Annotated in this window: 21 protein-coding genes and 1 riboswitch; of the genes, 13 read left to right on the top strand and 8 right to left on the bottom strand. The window is 73.9% G+C overall.

Features of this window, described 5'->3' with window-relative positions; translation table 11 throughout:
- Window positions 1-4 precede the first annotated feature (4 nt).
- Window positions 5-87, bottom strand: a riboswitch (cyclic di-GMP riboswitch).
- A gap of 459 nt (window positions 88-546) precedes the next feature.
- The 3 genes from E4P39_RS04295 to E4P39_RS23135 all read right to left on the bottom strand — a co-directional run bounded on the left by E4P39_RS04295 (window position 547) and on the right by E4P39_RS23135 (window position 3393).
- The gene (locus E4P39_RS04295; protein ID WP_135135129.1) at window positions 547-1218 is read right to left on the bottom strand and encodes a response regulator transcription factor; all 672 of its coding nucleotides are present in this window, start codon (window positions 1216-1218) and stop codon (window positions 547-549) included.
- On the bottom strand, window positions 1215-2639 hold the full coding sequence (locus E4P39_RS04290) for an ATP-binding protein (RefSeq protein WP_135135128.1): 1425 nt from the start codon (window positions 2637-2639) through the stop codon (window positions 1215-1217). Before E4P39_RS04290 ends, E4P39_RS04295 begins: the two co-directional genes overlap by 4 nt.
- A gap of 85 nt (window positions 2640-2724) precedes the next feature.
- Window positions 2725-3393 (bottom strand): hypothetical protein, encoded by a 669-nt coding sequence (locus tag E4P39_RS23135; protein ID WP_135135127.1) that lies wholly within the window; start codon window positions 3391-3393, stop codon window positions 2725-2727.
- Between the two features lie 134 nt (window positions 3394-3527).
- On the opposite strand from E4P39_RS23135, the gene E4P39_RS04280 reads away from it, so the two are divergent.
- Window positions 3528-4634 (top strand): alpha/beta hydrolase, encoded by a 1107-nt coding sequence (locus E4P39_RS04280; RefSeq protein WP_135135126.1) that lies wholly within the window; start codon window positions 3528-3530, stop codon window positions 4632-4634.
- A gap of 96 nt (window positions 4635-4730) precedes the next feature.
- Here the strand turns inward: E4P39_RS04280 and E4P39_RS04275 are convergent, their stop codons facing one another.
- Both E4P39_RS04275 and dapD read right to left on the bottom strand, forming a co-directional pair.
- Window positions 4731-6113: a TrpB-like pyridoxal phosphate-dependent enzyme gene (locus E4P39_RS04275; RefSeq protein WP_245159628.1), complete on the bottom strand. Its 1383-nt coding sequence runs from the start codon at window positions 6111-6113 to the stop codon at window positions 4731-4733.
- 144 nt (window positions 6114-6257) lie between these two features.
- Window positions 6258-7232, bottom strand: a complete 975-nt coding sequence (dapD, locus tag E4P39_RS04270) for a 2,3,4,5-tetrahydropyridine-2,6-dicarboxylate N-succinyltransferase (protein WP_280790787.1) — start codon at window positions 7230-7232, stop codon at window positions 6258-6260.
- A 72-nt stretch (window positions 7233-7304) separates the two neighbouring features.
- On the opposite strand from dapD, the gene dapE reads away from it, so the two are divergent.
- The 10 genes from dapE to E4P39_RS04220 all read left to right on the top strand — a co-directional run bounded on the left by dapE (window position 7305) and on the right by E4P39_RS04220 (window position 18691).
- Window positions 7305-8423 carry a succinyl-diaminopimelate desuccinylase gene (dapE, locus tag E4P39_RS04265; RefSeq protein WP_245159627.1) on the top strand — a complete coding sequence of 373 codons (1119 nt, stop codon included), beginning with the start codon at window positions 7305-7307 and terminating at the stop codon, window positions 8421-8423.
- On the top strand, window positions 8420-9286 hold the full coding sequence (locus E4P39_RS04260; RefSeq protein WP_135135125.1) for a TIGR00730 family Rossman fold protein: 867 nt from the start codon (window positions 8420-8422) through the stop codon (window positions 9284-9286). The genes dapE and E4P39_RS04260 overlap by 4 nt, the downstream gene beginning before the upstream one ends.
- A 1-nt stretch (window position 9287) precedes the next feature.
- Window positions 9288-9671, top strand: a complete 384-nt coding sequence (locus E4P39_RS04255) for a DivIVA domain-containing protein (protein ID WP_245159626.1) — start codon at window positions 9288-9290, stop codon at window positions 9669-9671.
- Window positions 9664-10125, top strand: coding sequence for an SRPBCC family protein (locus tag E4P39_RS04250; protein WP_135135123.1), 462 nt, complete (start codon window positions 9664-9666; stop codon window positions 10123-10125). The genes E4P39_RS04255 and E4P39_RS04250 overlap by 8 nt, the downstream gene beginning before the upstream one ends.
- A gap of 53 nt (window positions 10126-10178) precedes the next feature.
- Window positions 10179-11084, top strand: a complete 906-nt coding sequence (locus E4P39_RS04245; RefSeq protein WP_135135122.1) for an EamA family transporter — start codon at window positions 10179-10181, stop codon at window positions 11082-11084.
- A gap of 123 nt (window positions 11085-11207) precedes the next feature.
- The gene (locus E4P39_RS04240; protein WP_135135121.1) at window positions 11208-15068 is read left to right on the top strand and encodes a hypothetical protein; all 3861 of its coding nucleotides are present in this window, start codon (window positions 11208-11210) and stop codon (window positions 15066-15068) included.
- A gap of 38 nt (window positions 15069-15106) precedes the next feature.
- On the top strand, window positions 15107-15694 hold the full coding sequence (locus tag E4P39_RS04235) for a DNA-3-methyladenine glycosylase I (protein WP_280790786.1): 588 nt from the start codon (window positions 15107-15109) through the stop codon (window positions 15692-15694).
- Between the two features lie 127 nt (window positions 15695-15821).
- Window positions 15822-15989 carry a DUF3117 domain-containing protein gene (locus E4P39_RS04230; RefSeq protein ID WP_012947303.1) on the top strand — a complete coding sequence of 56 codons (168 nt, stop codon included), beginning with the start codon at window positions 15822-15824 and terminating at the stop codon, window positions 15987-15989.
- Window positions 15990-16087: 98 nt separating this feature from the next.
- On the top strand, window positions 16088-17593 hold the full coding sequence (locus E4P39_RS04225; protein ID WP_245159625.1) for a leucyl aminopeptidase family protein: 1506 nt from the start codon (window positions 16088-16090) through the stop codon (window positions 17591-17593).
- Between the two features lie 60 nt (window positions 17594-17653).
- Window positions 17654-18691, top strand: coding sequence for a class I SAM-dependent methyltransferase (locus E4P39_RS04220; protein ID WP_135135119.1), 1038 nt, complete (start codon window positions 17654-17656; stop codon window positions 18689-18691).
- Window positions 18692-18697: 6 nt separating this feature from the next.
- Here E4P39_RS04220 and E4P39_RS04215 read toward each other — a convergent pair whose 3' ends face one another.
- Complete coding sequence (locus E4P39_RS04215) at window positions 18698-19258, bottom strand: peroxiredoxin (protein WP_135135118.1); 561 nt, start codon at window positions 19256-19258, stop codon at window positions 18698-18700.
- A gap of 27 nt (window positions 19259-19285) precedes the next feature.
- Window positions 19286-20788 carry a phytoene desaturase family protein gene (crtI, locus tag E4P39_RS04210; protein WP_135135117.1) on the bottom strand — a complete coding sequence of 501 codons (1503 nt, stop codon included), beginning with the start codon at window positions 20786-20788 and terminating at the stop codon, window positions 19286-19288.
- A gap of 138 nt (window positions 20789-20926) precedes the next feature.
- On the opposite strand from crtI, the gene E4P39_RS04205 reads away from it, so the two are divergent.
- Together E4P39_RS04205 and E4P39_RS04200 are read left to right on the top strand one after the other, a co-directional pair.
- Complete coding sequence (locus tag E4P39_RS04205) at window positions 20927-21337, top strand: hypothetical protein (RefSeq protein WP_135135116.1); 411 nt, start codon at window positions 20927-20929, stop codon at window positions 21335-21337.
- Between the two features lie 85 nt (window positions 21338-21422).
- Window positions 21423-22109 carry a DUF6766 family protein gene (locus tag E4P39_RS04200; RefSeq protein ID WP_135135115.1) on the top strand — a complete coding sequence of 229 codons (687 nt, stop codon included), beginning with the start codon at window positions 21423-21425 and terminating at the stop codon, window positions 22107-22109.
- A gap of 12 nt (window positions 22110-22121) precedes the next feature.
- Here E4P39_RS04200 and E4P39_RS04195 read toward each other — a convergent pair whose 3' ends face one another.
- On the bottom strand, window positions 22122-23795 hold the full coding sequence (locus E4P39_RS04195) for a SpoIIE family protein phosphatase (RefSeq protein WP_135135114.1): 1674 nt from the start codon (window positions 23793-23795) through the stop codon (window positions 22122-22124).
- Window positions 23796-23924 lie beyond the last annotated feature (129 nt).

Genomic DNA, 23924 nt, shown 5'->3' with positions numbered 1-23924 from the left:
GAGCCCTTCACCGCGCGGTTTCGCTACTCGCTCCCCGGGGCCCAAGCGACCAGATGGAGGCCCCGGATCAGTGCGTCACGGTCTGACGGACGGACCTTACGACCTGCAATCCGTCGCCCACAATGGGTGAAAGGGGCTGCTCGGCGTTGAGATTCCTCAACGGTTCCGGATCGCAGTCGTTCGGAACGGCCCCTGGCCGGGCGGACGTCTGCCTGACTGCGCCCCCGGCGCGCGGGCTGCGGCACTGTCGTCCGGCGCCGTCTGCGTTCCTGAGGTTCATGCGGTGAGCCGTCCACGGCGGCCGGCGATCGGCTGCACGGGGATGACGACCGGCCGGGGGCGGACGGCGCCGGTGAACGAGCGGGCAGCCCGCCGCCGCGAGGGCGACGGGCTGCTCGAGCGAGGTCTCGGGACTCCGGGCCCGAGGGCCGACAGGTCACGGGGTCGGGTAGGCGTGCTCCCGGTCGCTGCTGCTGCTCTTGTTCTCTTTCAGTCGGTCGGCGTGGTCGCGGTTCTGTTCTCCGTGACCGTCTCCCTGGTGGTTGCTCAACGCGACGGCAGGTCCGGTGAATCCCTGGTGCCCTGCGCCAGCCGCACGGCCGCGTTCCTGTCCTTGACCCGGAGCTTGCGCAGGATCGCGGCGATGTGACTCCGCACGGTCACCTGGGCGACGAAGAGCCGGCCGGCGATGTCCTCGGTGGAGAGCCCGTTCGCCATCAGGTCCAGGATCTCGGCCTCGCGCTCGGTCAGCTGCGCCGTGGCCTTCCGATTCGGCAGTGCGATCCGCCGCCGCGGGGTGGCCCGGAGCTGTTCCACGACCTTGAGGACGAGCCACCGGGGGAGGACCGCCTCACCGGCCAGGACACCGCGCAGAGCGGAACCGATCCGGGTCGGGTCCATGTCCTTGAGCAGGTAGCCCGACGCTCCTGCCCGGAGAGCGGCGAAGAGGTCCTCGTCATCGCGGGATGCGGTGAGCATCACCACGGCGATGTCGGGCATGGTGTGCGTGATCTCGGCCGCCGCGGCGATCCCGCTGCCGGGCATGTTGATGTCGAGCACGCAGACATCGGGCGCGTGCTCTCGTGCGGCGGCGATCGCCTCCTCGGCCGTTGCGGCCTCGGCCACGACGGCACAGGACTGCTTCTCCAGTGCCTCGCGCACCCCGACGCGGGTGGGCGGATGGTCGTCGGCGATGACGACGCGCAGGACATCGGTCATCGCGTGGTCACCAGCACGGTGGTCCCTTCCCCCGGACGGGAGGAGATGGAGAACTCCGCGCCGATCCCCCGGGCGCGTTCACGCATGCTGGTGAGGCCGAACCCGCCGGCGGGCCCCGCGACGCCCAGCGTCCCGGCAAAGCCCCGTCCGTCGTCGGTGATGGAGAGGCACAGTGGATCCGCGGCGAGCACGAGGTCGATCTGCTCGGCCTTTCCGTGCCGCACCGCGTTGCGCACGGCTTCGGCAGCGATCCGCACGAGCGCTTCGCCCTGCTCAGCGCTGACCTCCACCTCCGGATCGACCGTCGCGACGATCTTCACGTCGTACCGGCTGCCCAGGTCGTCGGCCACCTGCTGCAGGACGCGGGCGAACGGCTCGTCGAGCGGGCGGGTCAACGCGGCGATCGCCCGCCGAGCCTCGTCGAGCGCCCGGGAAGCCGCCCCGCCGATGCGCTCGACAGCTGCGCTGTCCGGGGGACCGCTGGCCAGGGCCCGGGACTGGCTCCACAGGAACGCCAGCTCCTGAGCCAGGCCGTCGTGGAGATCACGTGCCATCCGCCGACGGGCCTCCAGCACCGCGGTGCGGGTCCTGAGTTCCCAGTACGACTTGATCTCCCGGGCGGCACCCACCAGCAACAGGAGGTAGAAGCCCAGCCGCAGCACGTCCCCGGTGTAGACGTACTCGGAGTACAGGGAGGGGAAGAGGAGGTAGTGCACGCGGCCCACGGCGGCGAGGACGCACGCGGCCCCGACCCAGCGGAGGAGTTCGTCGCCGCGTCGTGCGGACTGGCGGGTGAACGCGACCGCCGCGACGGAGTAGAGCAGCACGCCGACGGCATGGGCGACCAGCACGAGGGGATGCGCCGCGAGCCGGGGCCGCGTCGCGTCGCCGAGTTCGACGGCGGGGTCCACGGTGGGCGGAAGGTCCCCACCCCAGACCAGGCCCGCCGTTCCGACGGCCACCACGACTACCCCGAGAGCCAGGATCACGGCCCGCGCGCGCCGCTGATCGAGCCGGATACCGACCGGGGAGAGCGCTGCAGTGGCCAGCAGGGCCGTGCCGAGGAAGCGGATGGCGACCGCCGCCCACCGGCTGAACTCGTCGTCGCTCCCGATGGTCACCGCCGTGGGGAGCGCCGTCAGCAGCAGATTGGCGATCGCGACCGTTCCGAGTGCGAGCACCAGCAGGAGTTCCTGCAGTCGCCGGCTCTGCTGGTACCGGCCGTACACCAGGTAGCCGACCAGCAGGGCGATGAGGGCGTTGGCCGTCTCCAGCGCGACGTGCAGAGCCGGTGCCCGGTAGGCGAAACCGACGAAGGGCAACGCGACGACGGCCACGGTGGCCGCGGAAGCGATTCCGGCGACCCACCCGGCCAGCGCAGCGGGATGCTGACGAGAGCCCGAACCCCCCGTGGTGGACATCGGGGGCCAGGCTAGGGCGGATCTCGCATCACCGAGACTCGGGGAACCGGAATCTCGCCCGAAAGTGGCGCGGGCCCGAACCCGATCAGCTGCAGGCGAGTTCGCCGCCGCCGGCGCGTAGTGCAGCTGTGAGATCGATCGCCATCGCCTCGTGCTTCTGGTACGCCTCCGGGAAACCGCTGCGCTGCACGGCCTGGGCGACCTCGGTGAGCCGCCCGCTGTCCCAGCCGGGGACGCCGACGAGCCGGTCGAAGAACATGCCGGCGGCGTACTCAGGGTCGGTGACCTGGGCCTCGGTGCCCCAGCCCTGGGAGGGGCGCTGCTGGAACAGGCCCAGCGAGTCCCGGTCGCCGTAGTCGATGTTGCGCAGCCCCGACTCCTGCTGGGCGGTGGCCAGCGCGATGACGACGGCCCGGTCGGGCAGACCGCGCTCCCAGCCCACCTCGGCGATGACCGCCGCGTTCCCGGCCTGCTCGGACGTGATCGTGATCGCCGAGCCCGGGAGGGGACAGGTCGGAACGGTCGACTCGGGCCCATCGTCCCTGCTCCAGGCCACCGCAACGAGGACCGCCACGGCGACCAGGACGACGGACCACCAGTTCCCCTTGGCCCGAGCTGGCGACCGCCGCCGGGGCCCCGTGGTCGAGGACCGACGGCGACCCGCCACCCGCGTCGGGCGCCGCCGCCGCACCGGCCGTCGCGAGGCGGACCGACGGGTGCCCGACGGGTGCACGGCGGTCTGCGGGCTGGACATCGGCCCGACTGTAGGTCGGGTTCCTGGCAGTTCCGGGGTGCCCGCGGTCACGTCGGCGGGTCCGGGGCGCTGTCGCGGAGGGCCGTCCGTCGCTTAGCGTGTGCGGGCCCCGTCGGCCGAGCCCAGGAGACGACATGCCCGAACTGCTGCTGCCCGGCATCGCCGCCACGCGGGTGGAGACGCCACGGCTGACCCAGCAGGTCCTGCACGCGGACGGCGTCGAGCCCGCCGGCCCGGGGGAGGCCGTGCTGTTCGTGCACGGCAACGTGAGCTCCTCGCTCTTCTGGCAGCAGCCCCTTCTCGCCCTCGCGGAGACCGGGCGGATGCGGGCGCTCGCGGTGGACCTCCGCGGCTACGGCGACACCGACCCGCTCCCGATCGACGCGACGCGCGGGATGCGCGACTGGGCCGAGGACCTCGCCGCGCTGATCGAGGTCCTCCGGCTGGACCGGGTCCACCTGGTCGGCTGGAGCATGGGCGGCGGCGTCGTCCTCCAGTACCTGCTGGATGCGCCCGACCGGGTCGCGTCCGTCGCGCTGGTCGCGCCCGTCTCGCCGTACGGATTCGGGGGGACGGCCGGCCCCGACGGCGTGCCGCTGTCCGAGGACGGCGCGGGCTCCGGCGGCGGGGCGGCCAATCCGGAGTTCGTCGCGGCGCTGGCCGCCGGCGACACCACCGCGGACAGCCCGACCAGCCCTCGGTCGGTCCTGCGCGCGTTCTACGTGGCCCCCGGGTCGCTGCCGCTCGACCCCCACCTCGAGGACGTCTTCGTCGCGTCCATGAACAGCACCCGCACCGGCGTCGACCACTACCCGGGCGACGCGGTCGCCGTCGAGACCTGGCCCGGCACGGCCCCGGGGCGCCGTGGGGTGCTCAACACGTTCGCGCCGACCGTCTTCGACGTCTCGGGCATCGTGGACCTGCCGGTCAAGCCGCCGGTGCTCTGGATCCGGGGCGACGCCGACCAGATCATCTCCGACACCTCGGTGTTCGACCTCGCCTTCCTCGGGTCCGTCGGTGCGGTGCCGGGCTGGCCGGGTGCGGAGACCTGCCCGCCGCAGCCGATGGTCACCCAGACGCGGGCGGTGCTGGACCGCTACGCCGCCACCGGGGGCGCCTACCGGGAGGTCGTGCTGCCCGGCGTCGGCCACTCCCCGCACGTGGAACGGCCGCAGGAGTTCGCCGTCGCCCTGCTGGAGCACCTCGACGTCCCAGCCGAGGCGCCCGCCAACCTCACCTGACCCGCTTTCGGTACCGAGAGCGGGGCGGAGGGGTCGCGCTTTCGGTACCGAAAGCGCGCTGGATGGCCCGCCGCGAACGTGCGAGGCGGTCCCTGCTCAGGCGCCGGCGGGCACCTGCGGCAGGTCGGTGAGCGCCTCGGCGAACCGCTCGTCGGACACGTCCTCGTTCACCATCGCGCCGGCGAGGTAGGACTCGTAGGCGGCCAGGTCGAAGTGCCCGTGCCCGCACAGTGCCGTCAGGATCACTTTCTCCTCACCGGACTCCTTGCAGGCCAGCGCCTCCCGGATGCACGCGGCCACGGCGTGCGTCGGCTCCGGGGCGGGCACGATTCCCTCGGTCCGGGCGAACCGGAGCGCGGCCTCGAAGCACTCGGTCTGCGGTAGCGCGATCGCCTCGATCAGGCCCAGCTCGTAGACGTGCGAGAGCAGCGGGGACATCCCGTGGTAGCGCAGGCCGCCGGCGTGGATGGGGTCGGGGATGAACCGGTGGCCCAGCGTGTGCATCTTCATCAGCGGGGTCATGCCGGCGGTGTCGCCGAAGTCGTAGGCGTACACGCCCCGGGTGAGCGAGGGACAGGACGCCGGCTCGACCGCCCGGAGCGTCGGGGAGATCCGGCCGGCCAGCTTCTCGCGCAGGAACGGGAAGGTGAGCCCGCCGAAGTTCGAGCCGCCGCCGGTGCACCCCACGATCAGGTCTGGAGTCTCGTCGATCGCGGCGAACTGCAGCAGGGCCTCCTCGCCGATGACCGTCTGGTGCAGCAGCACGTGGTTGAGCACGCTCCCGAGGGCGTAGCGCGTCTCCGGGTCCGCGGCGGCGACCTCCACCGCCTCGCTGATGGCGATGCCGAGGGAGCCCGGGTGATCGGGGTTGTCCGCGCGGATGGCCCGGCCGGCCGCGGTGAGGTCCGACGGCGAGCGGTGCACGGTGGCGCCGTAGGTCTCCATCATGATCCGCCGGTAGGGCTTCTGGTCGTAGGAGGCGCCGACCTGCCAGACCTCGCACTCGAGCCCGAAGAGCGTGGCGGCGAAGGCCAGGGCGGTGCCCCACTGACCGGCGCCGGTCTCCGTCGTCAGCTTCCGCACCCCGGCCTTGGCGTTGTAGTACGCCTGCGGGACGGCGGTGTTCGGCTTGTGCGAGCCGGCCGGTGAGACGCCCTCGTACTTGTAGTAGATCCGGGCGGGCGTCCCGAGTGCCTTCTCCAGCCGGTGCGCCCGGTACAGCGGGGAGGGCCGCCAGAGCTTGTAGACGTCGAGGACCTCGCCGGGGATGTCCACGTACCGCTCGGTGGTCACCTCCTGGGCGATGAGGTCCATGGGGAACAGCGGCGCGAGGTCGTCCGGGCCGACCGGCCGCAGGGTGCCCGGGTGCAGCGGTGGTGGCGGCGGGCTGGGCAGGTCGGGCACGACGTTGTACCACTGCGTCGGCATCTGCGATTCGTCGAGCAGGACCTTGTGCTGCTGGTTCCGGACCCCGGTCACCGGCGTCTCCCTCGACTCGTCGCGCCCCGAAGTGCGGGCGATCCTAGTGCCGGTCCAGGGGCCGTCGTCCACCTTCAGGCGGCGCTTTCGGTACCGAAAGCGACGTCGGCGGGCCCCGCTCTCGGTACCGAAAGCGGGATGGGGTCAGTTCTTGTGGAGCTCCGCGTTGAGGGCGCCCCAGTCGCCGTCGCGGGGGAGTGCCTCGAGCGCCCCGCTCACGCTGTTGCGGCGGAACAGCAGCCCGTCGCGGCCGGACAGCTCGCGCGCCTTGACCACCGAGCCGTCGGGCAGGCTGACGCGGGACCCACCGGTGACGTAGCAGCCGGCCTCGACGACGCAGCCGTTGCCGAGCGAGATGCCGATGCCGGCGTTGGCCCCGAGCAGGCAGCCGCTGCCGATGGAGATGACCTCGGTGCCGCCCCCGGACAGGGTGCCCATGATCGAGGCCCCGCCCCCGATGTCGCTGTCCGGCCCGACGACGACGCCGGCGCTGATCCGGCCCTCCACCATGGACGGCCCGAGCGTGCCGGCGTTGAAGTTCACGAAACCCTCGTGCATGACCGTGGTGCCCTCGGCCAGGTGCGCGCCCAGCCGCACCCGGTCACCGTCGGCGATCCGCACTCCCGAGGGGATGACGTAGTCGACCATCCGCGGGAACTTGTCGACGCCGAAGACGGTCACGTGACCGACCGCGGCCCGCAGCCGGTGCACGTTGAACCCGGCCGCCTCGACCGGGCCCGCGCTGGTCCACGCCACGTTGGTCAGCAGTCCGAAGACGCCGGTCATGTTCGCCCCGTGCGGCTGGATCAGCCGGTGGCTGAGCAGGTGCAGCCGCAGCCAGACGTCGTGCGTGTCGGCCGGCGGCTGCGACAGGTCGGGGATCACCGTGCGGACGGCGATGATCTCCACCCCCCGCGCCTCGTCCCGCCGCACCAGGCCGCCGTAGTCGGGGCCGAGCTCACCCGACAGCTCGAGCGCGCCGAGCCGCGTCGTCCCCGGCCTGGCGCCGTCCGCTGCCCCGAGCCGTGGCTCGGGGTACCAGGTGTCGAGGACGGTGCCGGACGGGCTGAGGGTGGCCAGACCCGCGGCTACGGCGGACATGGCTGCGGCGGAAGTCACGGCAAGGACGCTACCGAGCTGTCGGCCCGTCCGGACGGCCGGTGCAGGGGGCGCCGCCTAGGCTCGGTCCCCGTGAGGAACCTGCCGCCGCTCGATCTCTCCGCCGACGTCCTCACCCTCACCCGAGCGCTGGTCGACGCGCCGTCGGTGTCCGGCACCGAGGCGGCGCTCGCCGACGCGGTCGAGGCGGCGCTGCGGGGTATGGGCGGGCTCGAGGTCGAGCGGGTCGGCGACACCGTCCTCGCCCGCACCACTCTCGACCGGCCGACCCGGGTGGTGCTCGCCGGGCACCTGGACACCGTGCCGATCGCCGACAACGTGCCGTCGGAGCTCCGGCAGGTCGACGGGGCACAACGGCTGTACGGATGCGGCACGAGCGACATGAAGTCCGGCGACGCGGTGATGCTGCGCCTGGCCGGGCGCTTCGGCGTCCCCGGCGCGGAGCCCGGCTGCGACCTCACCTTCGTGTTCTACGACAACGAAGAGGTCGAGTCGGCCCGCAACGGGCTCGGCCGGGTCGCCCGCGAGCGGCGCGGCTGGCTCTACGGCGACCTGGCGGTCCTGCTCGAGCCGACGGACGGCGAGATCGAGGCCGGCTGCCAGGGCACCCTGCGCGCCGTGATCGAGGTGCCGGGACGACGGGCGCACAGCGCGCGCAGCTGGCTCGGCGTCAACGCGATCCACGGTGCCGCGGACGTCCTCGCCACGCTGGCCGCGTACCGCGCCCGCGAGGTGGACATCGACGGCTGCACCTACCGCGAGGGCCTCAACGCCGTGCGGATCCAGGGGGGTAACGCGGGCAACGTGATCCCCGACGACTGCCGGATCGAGGTCAACTTCCGCTACGCCCCCGACCGGGACGAGGACGCCGCCGAGGCGCACGTCCGCGAGGTGTTCGCCGACGTCCTTCCCGAGGGGGCCACCCTGACCGTCGTCGACAACGCCGGCGGAGCCCTTCCCGGCCTCGCGGAACCCGCGGCGGCGGCGTTCATCGCCGCCGTCGGCCGGCCCGCGCGCGCGAAGCTGGGCTGGACCGACGTCGCCCGGTTCGCCGCCTTCGGCATCCCGGCGGTCAACTACGGCCCCGGGGACCCGCAGCTGGCCCACACCCGTGAGGAACACGTCCTCGTCGACCGGCTGCAGCCGGCCGAGGACGCCCTGATCGCCTACCTGTCCGGGAGCCGTGCATGACCACCCCGCCGAACCCGCCCCCGGCGCTGCCGGACCCGCCCCCACCCACCCCGCCGGACGGCCGCCGTCCCCGGCCCACCCGGCACCGCGGCCCGGTCGTGCTGCGCGGCGGTGAGCCCGCGCAGTCCCAGGGCTCGACCACCGACCAGCGGCTGCTCGACCGGCGCGGGCCGACGGACTGGGTGCACACCGACCCGTGGCGCGTGCTTCGGATCCAGAGCGAGTTCGTCGAGGGCTTCGGGCTGCTGGCCGAGCTGCCGCGAGCGGTCAGCGTCTTCGGCAGCGCCCGAACCCCGCGCGACCACCCGCACTACGCCGCGGGCGTGCAGATCGGCGCGGCCCTCGCCCAGGCGGGCTACGCGGTCATCACCGGCGGCGGCCCGGGTGCGATGGAGGCGGCCAACCGGGGCGCGTCGGAGGCCGGCGGGCTGTCGGTCGGGCTGGGCATCGAGCTGCCGTTCGAGCAGGACCTCAACGAATGGGTCGACGTCGGCATCGCCTTCCGCTACTTCTTCGTCCGCAAGACGATGTTCGTGAAGTACGCCGAGGCGTTCGTGATCCTCCCCGGCGGGTTCGGCACTCTCGACGAGCTGTTCGAGGCGCTCACCCTGGTGCAGACGCGCAAGGTGACCCGCTTCCCGGTGATCCTCTTCGGCACCGCCTACTGGGCGGGGCTGATCGACTGGATCCGCAGCACCATGGGCGGGACGGGCACCATCAGCCCGACCGACCTCGACCTGTTCACGGTGACCGACGACATCGCCGAGGTCGTCTCCGTCATCCAGGCCGCCGACGACGCGCGCAAGCAGGGGAACGGCGGCGGTGGCATGCGGGCGCCGGTGAACCCGGGACCGCTCGACTGACGTGTTGGACTTCTTCGTCTTCGTCGTCGGTGTCCTGGTCGTCGGCGGACTGCTCTTCCTCGGCGCCTCCCTGCTGCTGGGACGCGGGGAGACGCAGCCGCCGGCCGAGCTGACCCGCTCGCCGGTGGAGCTCCCCGACGACCGCCCGGTGGTCGGCGACGACGTGCGCTCGCTGCGGCTCTCGCCGGCCTTCCGCGGCTACCGCATGTCCGAGGTCGACTGGCTGATCGACCAGTTCGCCCAGCTCCTCGACGAGCGGGACGCCGAGCTGGCCGCCCTCCGCGGCCCGGCGCATCCGCAGGCCGCCGGCGCGACGAAGCAGGGGGAGGACCCCGCCACCGTGGACGAGGCCCGCGACCCCGACGAGGAGCGTCCACATGCCTGAGCTGGTCGAACGGATCGACGTCGACGCCCCACCGGACCAGGTCTGGGCGGCGCTGACCGACTGGGAGAGCCAGGGCGAGTGGATGCTCGCGACCGACGTCCGCACCGTCGGCGGCCCCGCCCAGGGCCTGCACGGCCGGCTGGTCGCACGGACGGGACTGCCCCTGCCCGGTGGCCGGCACGTCGGCGTCCTCGACACCATGATCATCACGAAGTGGGAGCCGCCGCGGCTGGTGGAGGTGCAGCACACGGGCCGGCTCATCCGCGGCCCGGGAATCTTCGAGATCGAGCCGCGCGGACCGCACTCGACGTTCGTGTGGACCGAGCGTCTGTACCTGCCCTACGGCTACCTGGGCGAGCTCGGCTGGTTCCTGGTGCGGCCGTTCGCCCTGCTCGGCATCCGCCGGTCGCTGAAGCGCTTCGCCGCGGTCGCAGCCTCCCGCGGAAGTATCTGACCCGTCGGCGAGAATGAGCCGGTGACGCACGGGAGCCGGACAGGGGAGCAGCCGTGAGCCGGCGCGGCTGGGTGCTGTTCCTGAGCATGTCGGTCATCTGGGGCGTTCCGTACCTGTTGATCAAGGTCGCCGTCGGGGAGGTCTCGCCGGTCGTCCTGGTCTTCGTGCGGTGCGTCATCGGTGCGGCGCTGCTCCTGCCCTGGACGATCGCGAAGGGGCACCTGCGGCCGGCGTTGCGGCACTGGCGGGCGCTGCTGCTGTTCACGGTCCTGGAGATGGCCGGCCCCTGGCTGCTGATCGCCTACGCCGAGGAATCGCTGTCGAGCTCGCTGACCGGGCTGCTGATCGCGGGCGTCCCGTTCGTCGCCGCCCTGGCCGCCGTGCTCCTCGGTGAGGAGGAGCGGCTGACCCCGATCCGGATCGTGGGCATGGTGATCGGCGTCGTCGGCATCGCCGTCCTCCTGGGCCTGGACCTCGAGGGCGCCCAGCTGCTGCCCCTCCTGGCCATCGGCCTGGTGCTCATCGGCTACGCCACCGGGCCGCTGGTCGTGACCCGCGCGCTGCCCGGCGTCTCCGGCGTGGCGGCGAGCTCCATCGCGCTGTTCGTCACGGCCGTCGTCTACACGCCCTTCGCGGTGCCGCAGCTGGGCACGCTCGCCGACGCATCGGTTCCCGCCTGGCTCGCCCTGGCGGCTCTCGGCGCCCTCTGCACCGCGCTGGCCTTGGCGCTGTTCTTCGCCCTCATCCGTGAGGTCGGCCCCCAGCGGGCGCTGGTGATCACCTTCGTCAACCCGGCGGTGGCGGTGCTCCTCGGCGTCCTGCTGCTCGACGAACCCTTCACCCTCGGCATCGCACTCGGGCTGCCGCTGGTCCTGGCCGGCTGCGTGCTGGCCACCCGGCCCAGCCCCGCGCGGACGCCCGTGCCGGAGGCCGAGGGGGTCGACGCCGTCTGCCGCTGAGTGGCACCCGGTCCGGCGTAGGCCGCCACGGCGACCTCGTGGACAGGTCAACTCCCCGGCTCGGGGTGCCGAGAACCGGTACGGCAGTCCGATGGCTCGCGGGTGCCCGGATCGGAGGCACCCGTGCGCGACCAGGACGTCGGAGCCCGCCCTGCGCGGCACCGGCACCGCTCGTGGGTCCTGCGGGCGACGGCCGTCCTCGCGGTACTCGCCATGACGGGCATCCCCGGCGGTGCGCCGACGCCGCTGCCGTCCACGCACCTGCGCCTGGCCAGCACGGCCAACCCGACCCCGCCGACCGCCGTCACCGCGGTGGCGGCCGACCGGGCGTTGAACGTCTCGTGGACCGCCTCCACCGAGGGGTTCATCAGCGGCTACCGGGTGTACCTCGACGGCACGCTGGCCGCCAGCCCCTCGTCGACGTCGGCGACGGTCACCGGACTCGTCAACGGCCGGGGCTATGTCGTCACCGTCACGACCGTCACCACGTTCATCGGCACCAACGAGGGGACGACGGCGAGCACGCCGGTCACCGGCACGCCGCGCGACGCCGTCCCCCCGGCCGCACCCACCGGCGTGACCGCGGTTCGCGGCGACGGCCAGGTCGCCCTGTCCTGGGTGGTGAACAGCGGTGACTACGACGCCGACGGCTACCGGGTGCTGCGCGACGGGGCGCCGCTGACCGCGCTCCTCGCCGGTCGGGGCACCACCGGCTGGACGGACGCGACGGTGGTCAACGACACCACCTACGCCTACACCGTCCAGACCCACGACACATCGGGCAACTGGTCGGGCTCCTCCTCGCCGGCGGCGACCGCGACGCCGACCGACCTGACCCCGCCCGCAGCGCCCTCGGGCGTCGTCGGCGGCCGGGGCGACGAACGCGCCGGTCTGTCGTGGGATGCCAACGCGGAGCCGGACCTGGCCTCCTACCGGGTGCTGCGCAACGGCGTGGAGGTCGCCTCCGTCACCGCCACCAGCCACCTCGATCTGGGGCTGACCAACGACACGACCTACAGCTACACGGTCGTCGCGGTGGACACCCACGGGAACCGGTCGGCACCCTCGGCCGCGGTGCTGGTCGCGCCGACCGATCTGACACCGCCGGACGCACCGGCCGGGCTGGCCGCCATCCGGGGCGACGGGCAGGTGGGCCTGTCCTGGACGGCGAACGGCGAGCCCGATCTCGCCGATTACCGCGTACTGAGGGACGGCGTGGAGGTCGCCACCGTCACGGGGACCACCTACGTGGATACCGGCCTGATCAACGACACGACCTATGGCTACACGCTCGTCGCCGTCGACACGCACGGCAACCGTTCGGTGTCCTCCAGCCCGGTGGTGCCGGCGACGCCCACGGACCTGGGAGCTCCGGCGGTACCCACGGGACTGGCGGCCGTGCGGGGGGATCAGCAGGTCACCCTGTCGTGGACGGCGAACTCCGAGCCGGACCTGGCGAACTACCGGGTGCTGCGGAACGGCCTGGAGGTCGCCGTCGTGACGGGGACGACCGGCTACGTCGACACCGGGCTGACCAACGACGTGGCCTACAGCTACCGGTTGGCCGCGATCGACACCCACGGCAACCGGTCGGCCGACTCGGCACCGGTGATCGCCACCCCGACCGACCTGACCGCGCCTGCCGCGCCCACCGGGCTGATCGCAACCAAGGGCAGCGGGCAAGTGTCCCTGTCGTGGACGCCGAACTCCGAGCTTGACCTGGCCACTTACCGCGTTCTCCGGGACGGGGTGGAGATCGCCGCGGTCACCGGCACGTCCTACACCGACACCCAGGCCAACGGCGTCAACCGCACCTACACGCTGGTTGCGGTGGACACGCACGGCAACCGCTCGGCGCCGTCCGCAGGGATCACGTCCAGCGCCGATGTCACTCCGCCCGCCGTGCCGACCGGGCTGACCGCCACCCGCGGGGACGGCCGGGTGACCCTCGCCTGGACGGCGAACTCCGAGAACGACCTGGCGAGTTACCGGGTGCTGCGGGGCGGCGTCGAGATCGCCACCGTCACCGGCACCGCCGCCTACGTCGACACCGGGCGCACCAACGACGTCACCTACTCCTACACGCTGGTCGCCGTCGACACGAGCGGCAACCGGTCGGCGGCCTCGGGCCCCGTCTCCGCGACGCCCACCGACCTCACCCCACCGTCGGCGCCGACCGGGCTGGTTTCGGCTGCCGGGGAGAACCGGGTCGGCCTGTCGTGGACGGCGAACGCCGAGCCGGACCTGGCGAGCTACCGGGTGCTGCGGGGCGGGGTGGAGATCGCCACGGTCACCGGGACCACGTACACCGACACCGGCCTGACCAACGACGTGACCTACACCTACACGCTCGTCGCCGTCGACACCCACGGGAACCGGTCGACCGCATCGGCACCGGCTCCCGCGACGCCGCGGGACGGGCCGCCGGCGGCCCCGACGGGCCCGACGGCCGCCCCCGGCGACCGACGCGCGGTGATCAGCTGGACGGCGTCGCCCGATCCCGACGTCGTCGGCTACCGGGTGCTGGCCGAGGACGGCAGCATCGCGGCGACCGCGACGGCGCCGGCCACCCAGGCGACCGTCTCCCTCCTCACCAACGGGACCACCCACCGGTTCACGGTGGTGGCGGTCGACGCCGGGGGCCACGTCTCGGCCGGCTCGGTGCAGGTCTCGGTGGTGCCCGTCTCGCCGACCGTCCCGGCGACGGGGGCCGGGGAGCGAGGCGGCGCGGCCGTCAGCGGCGACGGACGGTTCGTCGTCGTCGGCACGCGCGCCCAGCGGGAGGCCTCCGACACCAACTCCGCCTACGAGCTGTACCTGCTCGACCGGACCGCCGGCACCGCCCGGCGGATCGCCCCGCTGTCGGCGTCGGCTACCGGTGACACCGACCCGACCAACTCCGCCGCGCCGGCGATCAGCGACGACGGCCGGTACGTCGTCCTCGTCACGACGGCCGCCCTGCTGCCCGCCGACACCAACGGCCTGGCCGACATCTACCGCCTGGACATGACCGCCGGCACCCGCACCCTCGTCAGCGTCCCGCTCGCCGGGTCGGTGCACCCCTCGACCGCGGGCACGGTCCTGCAGCCTGGTTCGTCGGTCTACGCCATCACCCCGTCGGTGGCGGTCTCCGCGGACGGCGACCTCGTGCTCTTCTACTCGGAGCGGGCCGACCTGGTCGCCGGTGACACCAACGGTGCCGTGGACCTGTTCGCGAAGCGGCTCTCGACCGGCGTGGTCACCCGGGTCTCGACGACGAGCGCCGGGGCGAACCTCCCGGGGGAGGCGGTCGGTCCCGCCCTGGCACTGACCGCGGACGGCCGGTTCGCGCTCTTCCCGGCAGCCACCGGCACCAACGGGGCGATCCTGCTGCACCGCAAGACGCTGGCCGGCGCCGGCGCGGGCGAACTCGTCGTGGTCTCCTCGGTCGTGGTGTCCGGCAGCACCACGCAGTTCGCCGTCTACCGGGACGCCGGTGACATCGCGATCAGCGACGACGGCCGGTACGTGGCGTTCGTGACGGCGGCCCGGATCATGACGGCGACCCCCGGCTCGATCGGCGGCACCGGACTGGCCTACCGCAAGGACCTCGTCACCGGGAGCGTCGTCGCGATGGGCAACGGCCAGCAGAGCGTCTGGGAGCACCGGGTGGAGCTCGACCCGACCGGCCGCTACGGGTTCTTCTCGACGGCCGCCGGCCAGCTGGCGGGGGACACCAACCTGCATAGCGACTTCTACCGGCGGGATCTCGACGCCGGTGGGGGCGCACCCCTCGTCCTGGTCACCGCCGACGCCGGCGGGGCGGCGACCACCGGACCGGCGGGCTCGGTCGCGCCCGCCGAGTACGGCCGCCTCTTCGCCGCCACCGGCGACCGGGTGCTGGTCCTGACCTCCCAGGCGCTCGCGTCCGGGGACACCAACCGGCTGCGTGACCTGTACACCAAGGACCTGCTCAGCGGCGTGGCCGGATCACCGATCGGCTGACCGGTGGAACTGTCGGTGGGCGGCACTAGCGTCGCGGCGTGCTGATCGACCAGTCCGTGCAGACCGACCTCCCTCCGGTGACGAGGTGCGCCTGGGGCGACAGCTCTCCGGAGTACGTCGTCTACCACGACGAGGAGTGGGGGACGCCGCTGCGCGGGGACGACGCCCTGTTCGAGCGGCTCTGCCTGGAGGCGTTCCAGTCGGGGCTGTCCTGGATCACGATCCTGCGGAAACGGCCGGCCTTCCGGTCGGCGTTCGCGGGCTTCGCGATCGACGCGGTCGCGGGGTTCACCGACGAGGACGAGGCGCGCCTCATGGCCGATGCGGGGATCGTCCGCAACCGGGCGAAGATCTCCGCCGCCATCCGCAACGCCCGGGCCGCGCAGGGTCTGCCGGAGGGCCTGTCGGAGCTGCTCTGGTCCTTCGCCCCGGACGGCCCGCGTGGCCGGCCGGCGACCCTGGCCGACGTCCCGGCGACGAGTCCGGAGTCCGTCGCGATGGCCAAGGAGCTCAAGCGCCGTGGCTTCGTGTTCGTCGGGCCCACGACCGCCTACGCGCTCATGCAGGCCACCGGGATGGTGGACGACCACGTCGCCGACTGCTTCCGTGCGAGCGCGGGAGGGTGACCGTCAGGGGGCTCATGTTGGACGACGGCGTCTCATACGGGATCATTGACCCGGAGCGCACAGCATCGACGGACGCCGCATTCCTTCCGCCCCAGGTGGGAGGGGTGTGGCCGTGAAGGAGGCACGCATGGCGGCCATGAAGCCGCGCACGGGTGAAGGTCCCCTCGAGGTCACCAAGGAGGGGCGAGGCCTGGTCATGCGCGTACCGCTCGAGGGGGGCGGTCGCCTCGTGGTCGAGCTGTCGCCCGACGAGGCGGCGGCGCTCTCGGAGGCCCTGAAGGGCGCGACCAGCTGAACACCGCCGCGAACCTGCCCCCGGGCAGCGCCGCGACCGACGACACGGCCCCGGCCGCCGGCAGCACGCCGGCGACCGGGGCCGCGCCGTTGCCTCGGGTGGACGTCCTGGCCGACCTGCCCGTCCTCGGTCCGGACGACGTGCTGGCGGTGCCGGTCGGCAGCGGTGCCGCGCTGCCGGGCTGGCTGAGCGACCCGGCGCCGCCGGTCAGTCCCGAGCTCCTCACCGGAGCCCTGGCCGACACCGGGAACAGGGGGAAGCCCGGCACGGTCACCGCTATCCCCATCGCCGGCCGTCGCCCCCGGAGCGTCCTCGCCGTCGGCGTCGGCGAGGCAACCGTGCCCGACATGCGCGGCTACGTCGCAGCCGCCGTCCGGCGCGCCCAGTCGCTGGCCGAGTTCGGCGCGAAGCGCCTGGTCGTGCCGCTGGACAGCGCCGCGTCCCCGGCCGGGGCGGACGAGGTGCGGGCGGCGGTCGAGGCCGCGCTCCTGGCCGGCTACCGCTTCCGCGACACCTCGGCCGATCACCCGAAGCGGCTGGCCGAGGTCAGCCTGGTCGCGGCCGACGGCGCCGATCCCGCCGTCGTCACCGGCGGGCGGCGCGGACAGGTCTCGGGCGAGGCCGTCGCGTGGGCCCGCGACCTGATCAACACCCCGAGCAACACGAAGAACCCGGCCTGGCTGGCCGAGCAGGTCACCGCGCGCTTCGCCGGTCTCCCGCACACCACCGTCACGGTGCTCGGCCCCGACGAGCTCCGCGCCGGCGGCTTCGGGGGCGTGCTCGCGGTCGGCGGCGGGTCCGCGACCCCGCCCCGGGTCGTCGTCGTGAGCTACCGCCCGCCGTCCGCCGGGCCCGCGCATCCCGTCCTGGTCGGCAAGGGCATCACGTTCGACACCGGTGGTCTCTCCATCAAGCCCAACGCCGGGATGCGGGAGATGAAGACCGACATGGCGGGCGGCGCCGCCGTGCTGGCCACGCTGGACGCCGTTGCGCGCCTGGAGCTGCCGGTGGCCGTGACGGCGGTCGTGCCGGCCGCGGAGAACGCCGTCTCCGGGTCGTCCTACCGTCCGGCCGACGTCGTCCGCCACGTCGGCGGGCGGACGACGGAGGTGCTCAACACCGACGCCGAGGGCCGCATGGTGCTGGCCGACGGGCTGGCCTACGCCCGCCTGGAGCTCGGGGCCACCGTGCTGGTCGACGTCGCCACCCTGACCGGCGCCATGAAGGTGGCCCTCGGCACCAAGACCGCCGGGCTGTACGCCACCTCCGACGGGCTCGCCGATGCGCTGCTCACGGCCGGCGCCCACGCGGGGGAGCCGCTGTGGCGGATGCCGCTGGCCGAGGAGTACACCGACCTGCTCGACAGCACCGTCGCCGACGCCAACAACGCGCCGGGCGGTCCGGGCGGGACGACGGCCGCGCTGTTCCTCCGGCCCTTCGCCGGCACTCTCGCGTGGGCGCACCTGGACGTCGCGGGGCCGGCCCGCGCCGGCGCCGACGACGGCGAGATCGTCAAGGGCGGCACCGGTTTCGGAGCACGCACGCTGCTGCGCTGGCTCGAGGCCGGCGCGCCCGTGGACGGTCCGGAGACGGTCCTGGACTGAGAACCTGACGCCCGCGGGCAGCGCGCCGCCGGAGCGCACCCGCCGGAGGAGGGACCGCTCATGCCGGGGCTGATCAACCCGGGCGCGCTGTGGAAGATCGTGCGGGCGGGGCACCCACGCGCGAGGCTGCGCGCCACCCGCGACGGGCTCACCGCCGTCCGCCTGCACCTGGGTGCGGCCGCGGTCGAGACGGGCCTGCTCGACTCGCTCGCCACCGGGGACGCCACCACGGCCGAGCTCGCGCGGCGGCTGGGCGCGGTCGACGAGGAGCTGCTGACCGCGTTCCTCCGGGTGGCGGCGTCGGTGGGGCTGATCGGCGGGGGAGAGGGCCGGCCCTGGCGTCTCACCGCCCGCGGCCGGGCGATCGTGGAGGACGACCTGGTCCGGGCCGGGTACGAGGCCTTCTCCGGGCTGCACAGCGCCGTCTACCGGGAGATGGCGACGCTGCTGAGGGGCGGAGAGCGGCGCCGGGACATGGCCGAGCACGGCGCGCTGATCGCGCGGATCTCCCAGGGGTTCGAGTCGCTGGTCATGGACGCGCTGGCGCGGACCGTCGCCGAGCGTCGTCCCCGCCGCGTGCTCGACGTCGGGTGCGGCGCCGGTCTCGAGCTCGCCGTGATGCTCGAGGCGGCGCCCGCGGCCCACGGCGTGGGGATCGACCTCGACGCCGAGGCCGCCGACCTGGCGGAGCGGACGCTGCGCGAGCGGGGGCTCTCCGGCCGCGCCTCCGTCGTCCGGTCCGACATCCGCGATCCCTCGGCCCGGGCGTCGGGACCGCTGGCCGAGCCGTTCGACGTCGCGCTGCTCGCAAACGTCATCTACTACCTGCCGATGGCCGAGCGGGTCCCCCTCCTCCGCGACATCGCCGGCCTGCTGAACCCGGGGGGACTGCTGTTCCTCGTGGCCACCGTGGCGACCCCGCAGTTCTTCAGCCGGCACTTCGACCTGCTGCTCCGCGCCCAGGAGGGCCGGATGGAGCTCACGGACGCCGACGGGCTCGTGAGCCAGCTGACCGAGGCCGGTTTCGTCGTGGACCGACCGCGCCCGATCGCGCCGGGCGCCCCGGCCGTGACCGTGACGGCGACGCTGCCCGGCTGACGGAGCTCAGGAGTCCAGCGCGCGGAGGGCGTCGGCCGCCGCCCGGTCGGGCGGGAAGACCGGGTAGAGCACCCGCTGGATGGTGCCGTCGTGCACGAGGAGGGTCAGCCGGCGGAGCAGGCGAAGGCCTCCGGCGGTGAACGTGGGCAGCCGGAGAGGGATCGCGAACGCCGACCCGGCGTCGCTGAGCAGGGCGTACGGGAGGCGTAGCCGCGTGGCCGCTTCCTGCTGGTCGGCCGCGCTCTGGGTGGAGAGCCCATAGACCTCGGCGCCCCGTTCGGCGAACTCCGGCGCGAGGTCGCGGAAGGAACAGGCCTCGGGGGTGCAGCCGCGTGCACCGGGGATGTCGTCCCAGCCGGGGAGCGGGTCCTGGCCCGGGCGCCCGGTCCGCGGATACGCGAACAGCACGACCCGCCGGCCGCGGCTCCGTTCGGCGAGGTCGACCGTGCCGCCACCCGTGGCTGGAAGGGCCACGGAGGGGACGGGCAGCCCGGGCAGGTGTGCGGCGGCGCCGTCGTCCTCGGGCACGGGCAGACCGGGCGGGAGCACGGCCGGGTCGTGGGTCATGCGGGCACGCTAACCCCGCGCATTCCGTCAGGCCGGCCCGATGAGCCCGGACACGATCTCCGCCGACAGGGCGACCAGGGGCAGTCCGCCGCCGGGATGCGCGGAACCGCCGACGAGGAACAGCCCGGGCAGCGGCGAGGTGTTGCCCGGCCGGAGGAACGCCGCGCGGGCGCCGTTGCTCGACGTCCCGTAGATGGAACCGCCGACGCTGCCCGTGTCCCGTTCGAGATCGGCCGGCGTCCGCACGACCCGCCACGTCACTCGGTCCCGGACGTCGAGGCCGCGCTCCGCCAGCACGTCGAGCACCCGGTCGGCATACCGCTCGGACAGCCCGGCTTCGTCCCAGTCGACTCCGCGACCCGGGTCGTGCCGCGGCGCGTTGACCAGGACGAACCAGGACTCGCCGGCGTCGTCGGGGCGCAGCGCGGGGTCGTCCGGCGCGCTGATGTAGACCGTCGGGTCGGCCACCGGGCGAGGCGCCCCGCGGAAGCGGCCGGTGCCGAAGACGGCGTCGAACTCGGCGTCGTAGTCCGCGGGGAAGAGGACCGTGTGATGCGCCAGGCCCGGGGTCCGGCCGTGCAGTGCGAGCAGCAGGACGAATCCCGAGAGCGAGGGGGTGGCCCGCCCCAGGTCCCGCCGCACGCCGCGGGTCCGCCGGTCCTCCGGGAGCAGGCCGCCGTAGAGCGCCGCGGCGTCCGCGCCGGAGACGACCACGTCCGCCGGCACCCGCTCGCCGTCCGCCAGCTCGACCCCGGCGGCCCGGCCGCCGTCGACCACGATGCGGCGCACCGCGCAGCCGGTCCGGACGACGGCCCCGTGCGCGGTCGCGCGGTCCGCCACCGCCAGGGCCAGCCGGTGCAGGCCGCCGCGGACGTACCAGGATCCGAACGCCTGCTCCGCGTAGGGCACCGTCGCCAGGACGGCGGGCGCGCGCCGGGGGTCGGAGCCCGAATAGGTCGCATAGCGGTCGAGCAGCGTCCGCAGGCGAGGGTCGCGGAGGTAGCGCCGTCCCAGGCCCCGCAGGGTCTGCCAGGGTGCGATCGCGGCGACGTCCGCCGGGTCGCGGGCCAGCCGGGCCAGCGTCGCGGCACCCTGCAGCGGCGTCCGCAGGAAGGGCGCCTCGCTGATCCGCCACATCCGCGCCGCCCGCTCCTGCAGGGCTCCCCACTGCGCGCCGGCGCTCCCGCCGAAAGCGGCGTCCAGAGCGGCCGGGACCGCCTCGGCGGTGCCGGGCATGGTCAGCCGCGTCCCGTCGGCGAACCGGTAGGCCACGGCCGGGTCGAGCCGGACGAGATCGACCGCGTCCTCGAGGCGCCCGCCGGTCGCCGCGAAGAGGTCCCGGTACACCTGCGGCAGCGTGAGCAGGCTGGGCCCGGTGTCGAACACGTGGCCGTCCCGGGTGAACCGGCCGAGCTTGCCCCCCACGGTGTCCGCCCGCTCGAACACGGTGACCGCGTGGCCTGTCGACGCGAGCCGCGCCGCGGCCGCGAGCCCCCCGAGCCCGGCACCCACGACTGCAACCCGAGCCACGCCCGCACCGTAGTCGCGAGGGGACGGCGAGGCGGGCGTCGTCCGGGCGGGTGACGATCGTTCGTCCGCCGCTCGGGCCCGGGTAGCGACCCGTCGAATGGGCCTTCGGTTCCGTCGTCCGACCCGGGAGGAGGTGCCATGAACCGCTCAGGTGCCTGGTCGAGGGCCCGTGCCCTGCCGGTGGCACTGGCGACCGCGGGGATGCTGCTGACCGGGTGCTCGAGCATGCAGCAGCCCGAGGTGCAGGGCGTGGCCGTGACGTTCGAGGACCCCGGCGCCGATCCCGGGGCCCGGTGCGACCTGCTGGCTCCCGCGACGCTGGCCGAGTTCGAGAAGAGCGAGTCCGCGGCGTGCACCGAGGCGATCGAGCAGGTGCCGCTGGAGGGCGGCGAGGTGGAGTCGGTGGAGATCTGGGGCGGCAACGCGCAGGTCCGGCTCGCCGGCGACACGCTCTTCCTGACGGAGACCCGCGCCGGGTGGCGCGTGAGCGCGGCCGCCTGCGAGTCGCGGGGCGAGGCGCCGTACGACTGCGAGGTGGACGGACCGTGAAGACCGTCCGGGCAGTGTTCGCCCTCTACCTGGCCGTGATCGTGGTCGGCATCGTGTACGTCACTGCCCTGGGGCTGATGGGCCGATGACCGAGCATTCGCGCGGCTTCGTCCGCGACAACGCGCTCAGCCTCGCCTTCGGGGGGCTGTTCCTCGCGACCCTCGTCGGCCAGGCCCTCTCCGGCGCGGCCGACTACAACGCCCAGCAGATCGCCGACGGGCTGGAGCCGGTGTCTCTGCTCGACTACGTCACGTCGTCGTCGTTCGGCGTCGACGTCATGGAGAACTGGCAGTCGGAGTACCTCCAGTTCTTCCTGTACATCTTCGGCACCGTGTGGCTGATCCAGCGCGGCTCGGCCGAGTCCAAGAAGCCCGGGGAGGAGGGCCCGGAGTCCGACGAGGAACAGCGCATCGGGCGGCATGCGACCGAGGACTCGCCGGAGTGGGCCCGCGCGGGAGGCTGGCGCACGACGCTGTTCTCGCGATCGCTCGGGCTCCTGATGGGCGGGCTGTTCCTGCTGACCTGGGCCGCCTCCTCGATCGCGGGCTGGGCCGCGTTCAACAGCGAGCAGCTCGGCCGGCGACAGGACCCCGTCAGCTGGCTCGGCTACCTCGCGGAGGCCGATTTCTGGAACAGGTCCTTCCAGAACTGGCAGTCGGAGATGCTCGCCGTGGGCTCGATGGCGGTGTTCTCCGTCTATCTGCGCCAGCGGGGATCCCCGGAGTCCAAGCCCGTCGGCGTCGCGCACGCCGAGACCGGCCAGACCGGCTGAGCCGGCGGGCGGTCAGCAACCCAGGGCGAGCACGGCCTGGTCGTCCGCGCCGTACCGCGACCCCCGCAGCTGCCGTTCCACCGCCGCGGAGACGGCTTCCACGGTGACGGCGGCCGGCCGTCCCGCCGTCTCCCGCAGGACGGTGATCAGCCCGGCCTCCCCGAACTGGACGCCGTCGTCGTCCCGGGCCTCGGTGACCCCGTCGGTGTAGAGGACCAGCATCGAACCGCGGCACAGCGGAACGCTCACCTCCGCGTAGGCGACGTCCACGTCGATGCCGAGCGGCAGCCCGACGGCGCCGATCTCCGCGACGGTGCCGTCGACGTCCCGGAGCATCGGCCGCGGGTGCCCGGCGAGCGCCACCCGCGCGGTCGCGCTCCCGGACCCGAGCTCGAGCACCAGGCAGCAGGCCGTCACGAACCGGAGCGGGCCCGCCCCCTGTTCGTGGAGGAGGGCCGTGTTGACCGCGGACAGCACGTCCGCGGGGTTCCCGGAGGCCGACGCCGCCCGTGCGGTGTGCCGGGTCAGGGCGGTCATCCCCGCGGCCTCGGCCCCGGTCCCGCAGACGTCGGCGATCAGCACCATCCAGCGGCCGTCCGGCAGCGGCGCCACGTCGTAGGTGTCGCCGCCGACGAAGACGCCCTCGGCGCCCGCCCGGTAGCGGGCGGCGAGCTGGACCCCCGGGATCGCGGGCAGGTGGGAGGGCAGCAGGCTGCGCTGCAGCGTGTCGGCGAGCTCGCGGACCTCGGACTCGGCACGGAGCCGGGCCAGGAACTGGCCGATCTGCCGGCCGGCGCTCGCCAGCACGTCGACGAGCTCCTGCGGGACCGGACGCGGCTCGCGGGAGAACAACTCGCACACGGCCAGCAGGTCGTCGCCGCGGAGGACGGGGAAGGCGATGCCGGTGCGCAGGGCGTCGGCCCGGGCGGCGTCGGTGCGGAGGAAGTCCGGATCTGCCCAGAGGTCCTCCATCACCACGGGCGCACCGCGCTGCCAGGCCAGGCCCGGCAGCCCCTCTCCGCGGGCGAACGACCGGCGGCGGACGTCGTCGTGCAGGGCGGGCACGGGCGCTCCGGGCGGGGTCCACGCGCCGGTGCGGACGAGCGGGCCGCCGAACCCGTCCGGCTGCCACAGCGTCGCGGCGTCCCAGTCGAGCTCGGCGCACAGGGTGGGCAGGAGCTGCCGGAAGGCGACCTCGGCGTCCCGCGCCTCCGTCAGCGCGGCGGTCACCCGGAGGGTCGCCGCGAGGTAGCGGCCGACCTCCAGCTGACGCTCCAGCCGGATCAGGGTGCTGGCGTCCCGGAGGACGGCGACGACGACGCCACCGGACGCCGCCTGCTCGGGCGCGGGAACCGTGCCGTCGGCGACGCCGTCCAGGCGCGAGAGGGTCAGCTCGACCGCGACCTCGGAACCGTCCGCGTGCAGGGCCGGCACCTGGGTCGTCGCACCGACCAGCCGTCCGACACCGGTGGCCAGGAAGCGGTGGAACCCCTGCACGTGGGCGGAGCGGAAGCGCTCGGGCACGAGCACGGTCAGCGGCTCGCCGCGCAGCGCGGCGGGGTCCCGGCCCAGGAGCGAGCGGACCGCCGGATTGGTGTAGACGATGCAGCCGTGGGCGTCGGCGACGACCACGACGTCGGGCAGCGCCTCCAGGAGGGCGGTGGCGGCGACTCCTGACGTCGGCATCCGCACCCCCTGTCCCCCCGGCAGGCCCGTCCTGCCGCTGCTCAACGATCGCATGCGGAAAGTGTTACTGCGGCCACGGATTGTCGACATGTCGCCAAGTCGAGACCTCGATCCGTCGTCTCCGTTCGT

This window comes from Blastococcus sp. CT_GayMR19, from assembly GCF_004570385.1.
GTDB lineage: Bacteria > Actinomycetota > Actinomycetes > Mycobacteriales > Geodermatophilaceae > Blastococcus_B.
This window is presented reverse-complemented; position numbering and strand designations above follow the sequence as displayed.

What these genes read in the sequence shown, in the direction of transcription:
- E4P39_RS04295 (WP_135135129.1), bottom strand. Translation starts at nt 1,218, where the DNA reads ATGACCGATGTCCTGCGCGTCGTCATCGCCGACGACCATCCGCCCACC.
- E4P39_RS04290 (WP_135135128.1), bottom strand. Translation starts at nt 2,639, where the DNA reads ATGTCCACCACGGGGGGTTCGGGCTCTCGTCAGCATCCCGCTGCGCTG.
- E4P39_RS23135 (WP_135135127.1), bottom strand. Translation starts at nt 3,393, where the DNA reads ATGTCCAGCCCGCAGACCGCCGTGCACCCGTCGGGCACCCGTCGGTCC.
- E4P39_RS04280 (WP_135135126.1), top strand. Translation starts at nt 3,528, where the DNA reads ATGCCCGAACTGCTGCTGCCCGGCATCGCCGCCACGCGGGTGGAGACG.
- E4P39_RS04260 (WP_135135125.1), top strand. Translation starts at nt 8,420, where the DNA reads ATGACCACCCCGCCGAACCCGCCCCCGGCGCTGCCGGACCCGCCCCCA.
- E4P39_RS04250 (WP_135135123.1), top strand. Translation starts at nt 9,664, where the DNA reads ATGCCTGAGCTGGTCGAACGGATCGACGTCGACGCCCCACCGGACCAG.
- E4P39_RS04230 (WP_012947303.1), top strand. Translation starts at nt 15,822, where the DNA reads ATGGCGGCCATGAAGCCGCGCACGGGTGAAGGTCCCCTCGAGGTCACC.
- E4P39_RS04220 (WP_135135119.1), top strand. Translation starts at nt 17,654, where the DNA reads ATGCCGGGGCTGATCAACCCGGGCGCGCTGTGGAAGATCGTGCGGGCG.
- E4P39_RS04215 (WP_135135118.1), bottom strand. Translation starts at nt 19,258, where the DNA reads ATGACCCACGACCCGGCCGTGCTCCCGCCCGGTCTGCCCGTGCCCGAG.
- E4P39_RS04205 (WP_135135116.1), top strand. Translation starts at nt 20,927, where the DNA reads ATGAACCGCTCAGGTGCCTGGTCGAGGGCCCGTGCCCTGCCGGTGGCA.
- E4P39_RS04200 (WP_135135115.1), top strand. Translation starts at nt 21,423, where the DNA reads ATGACCGAGCATTCGCGCGGCTTCGTCCGCGACAACGCGCTCAGCCTC.
- E4P39_RS04195 (WP_135135114.1), bottom strand. Translation starts at nt 23,795, where the DNA reads ATGCCGACGTCAGGAGTCGCCGCCACCGCCCTCCTGGAGGCGCTGCCC.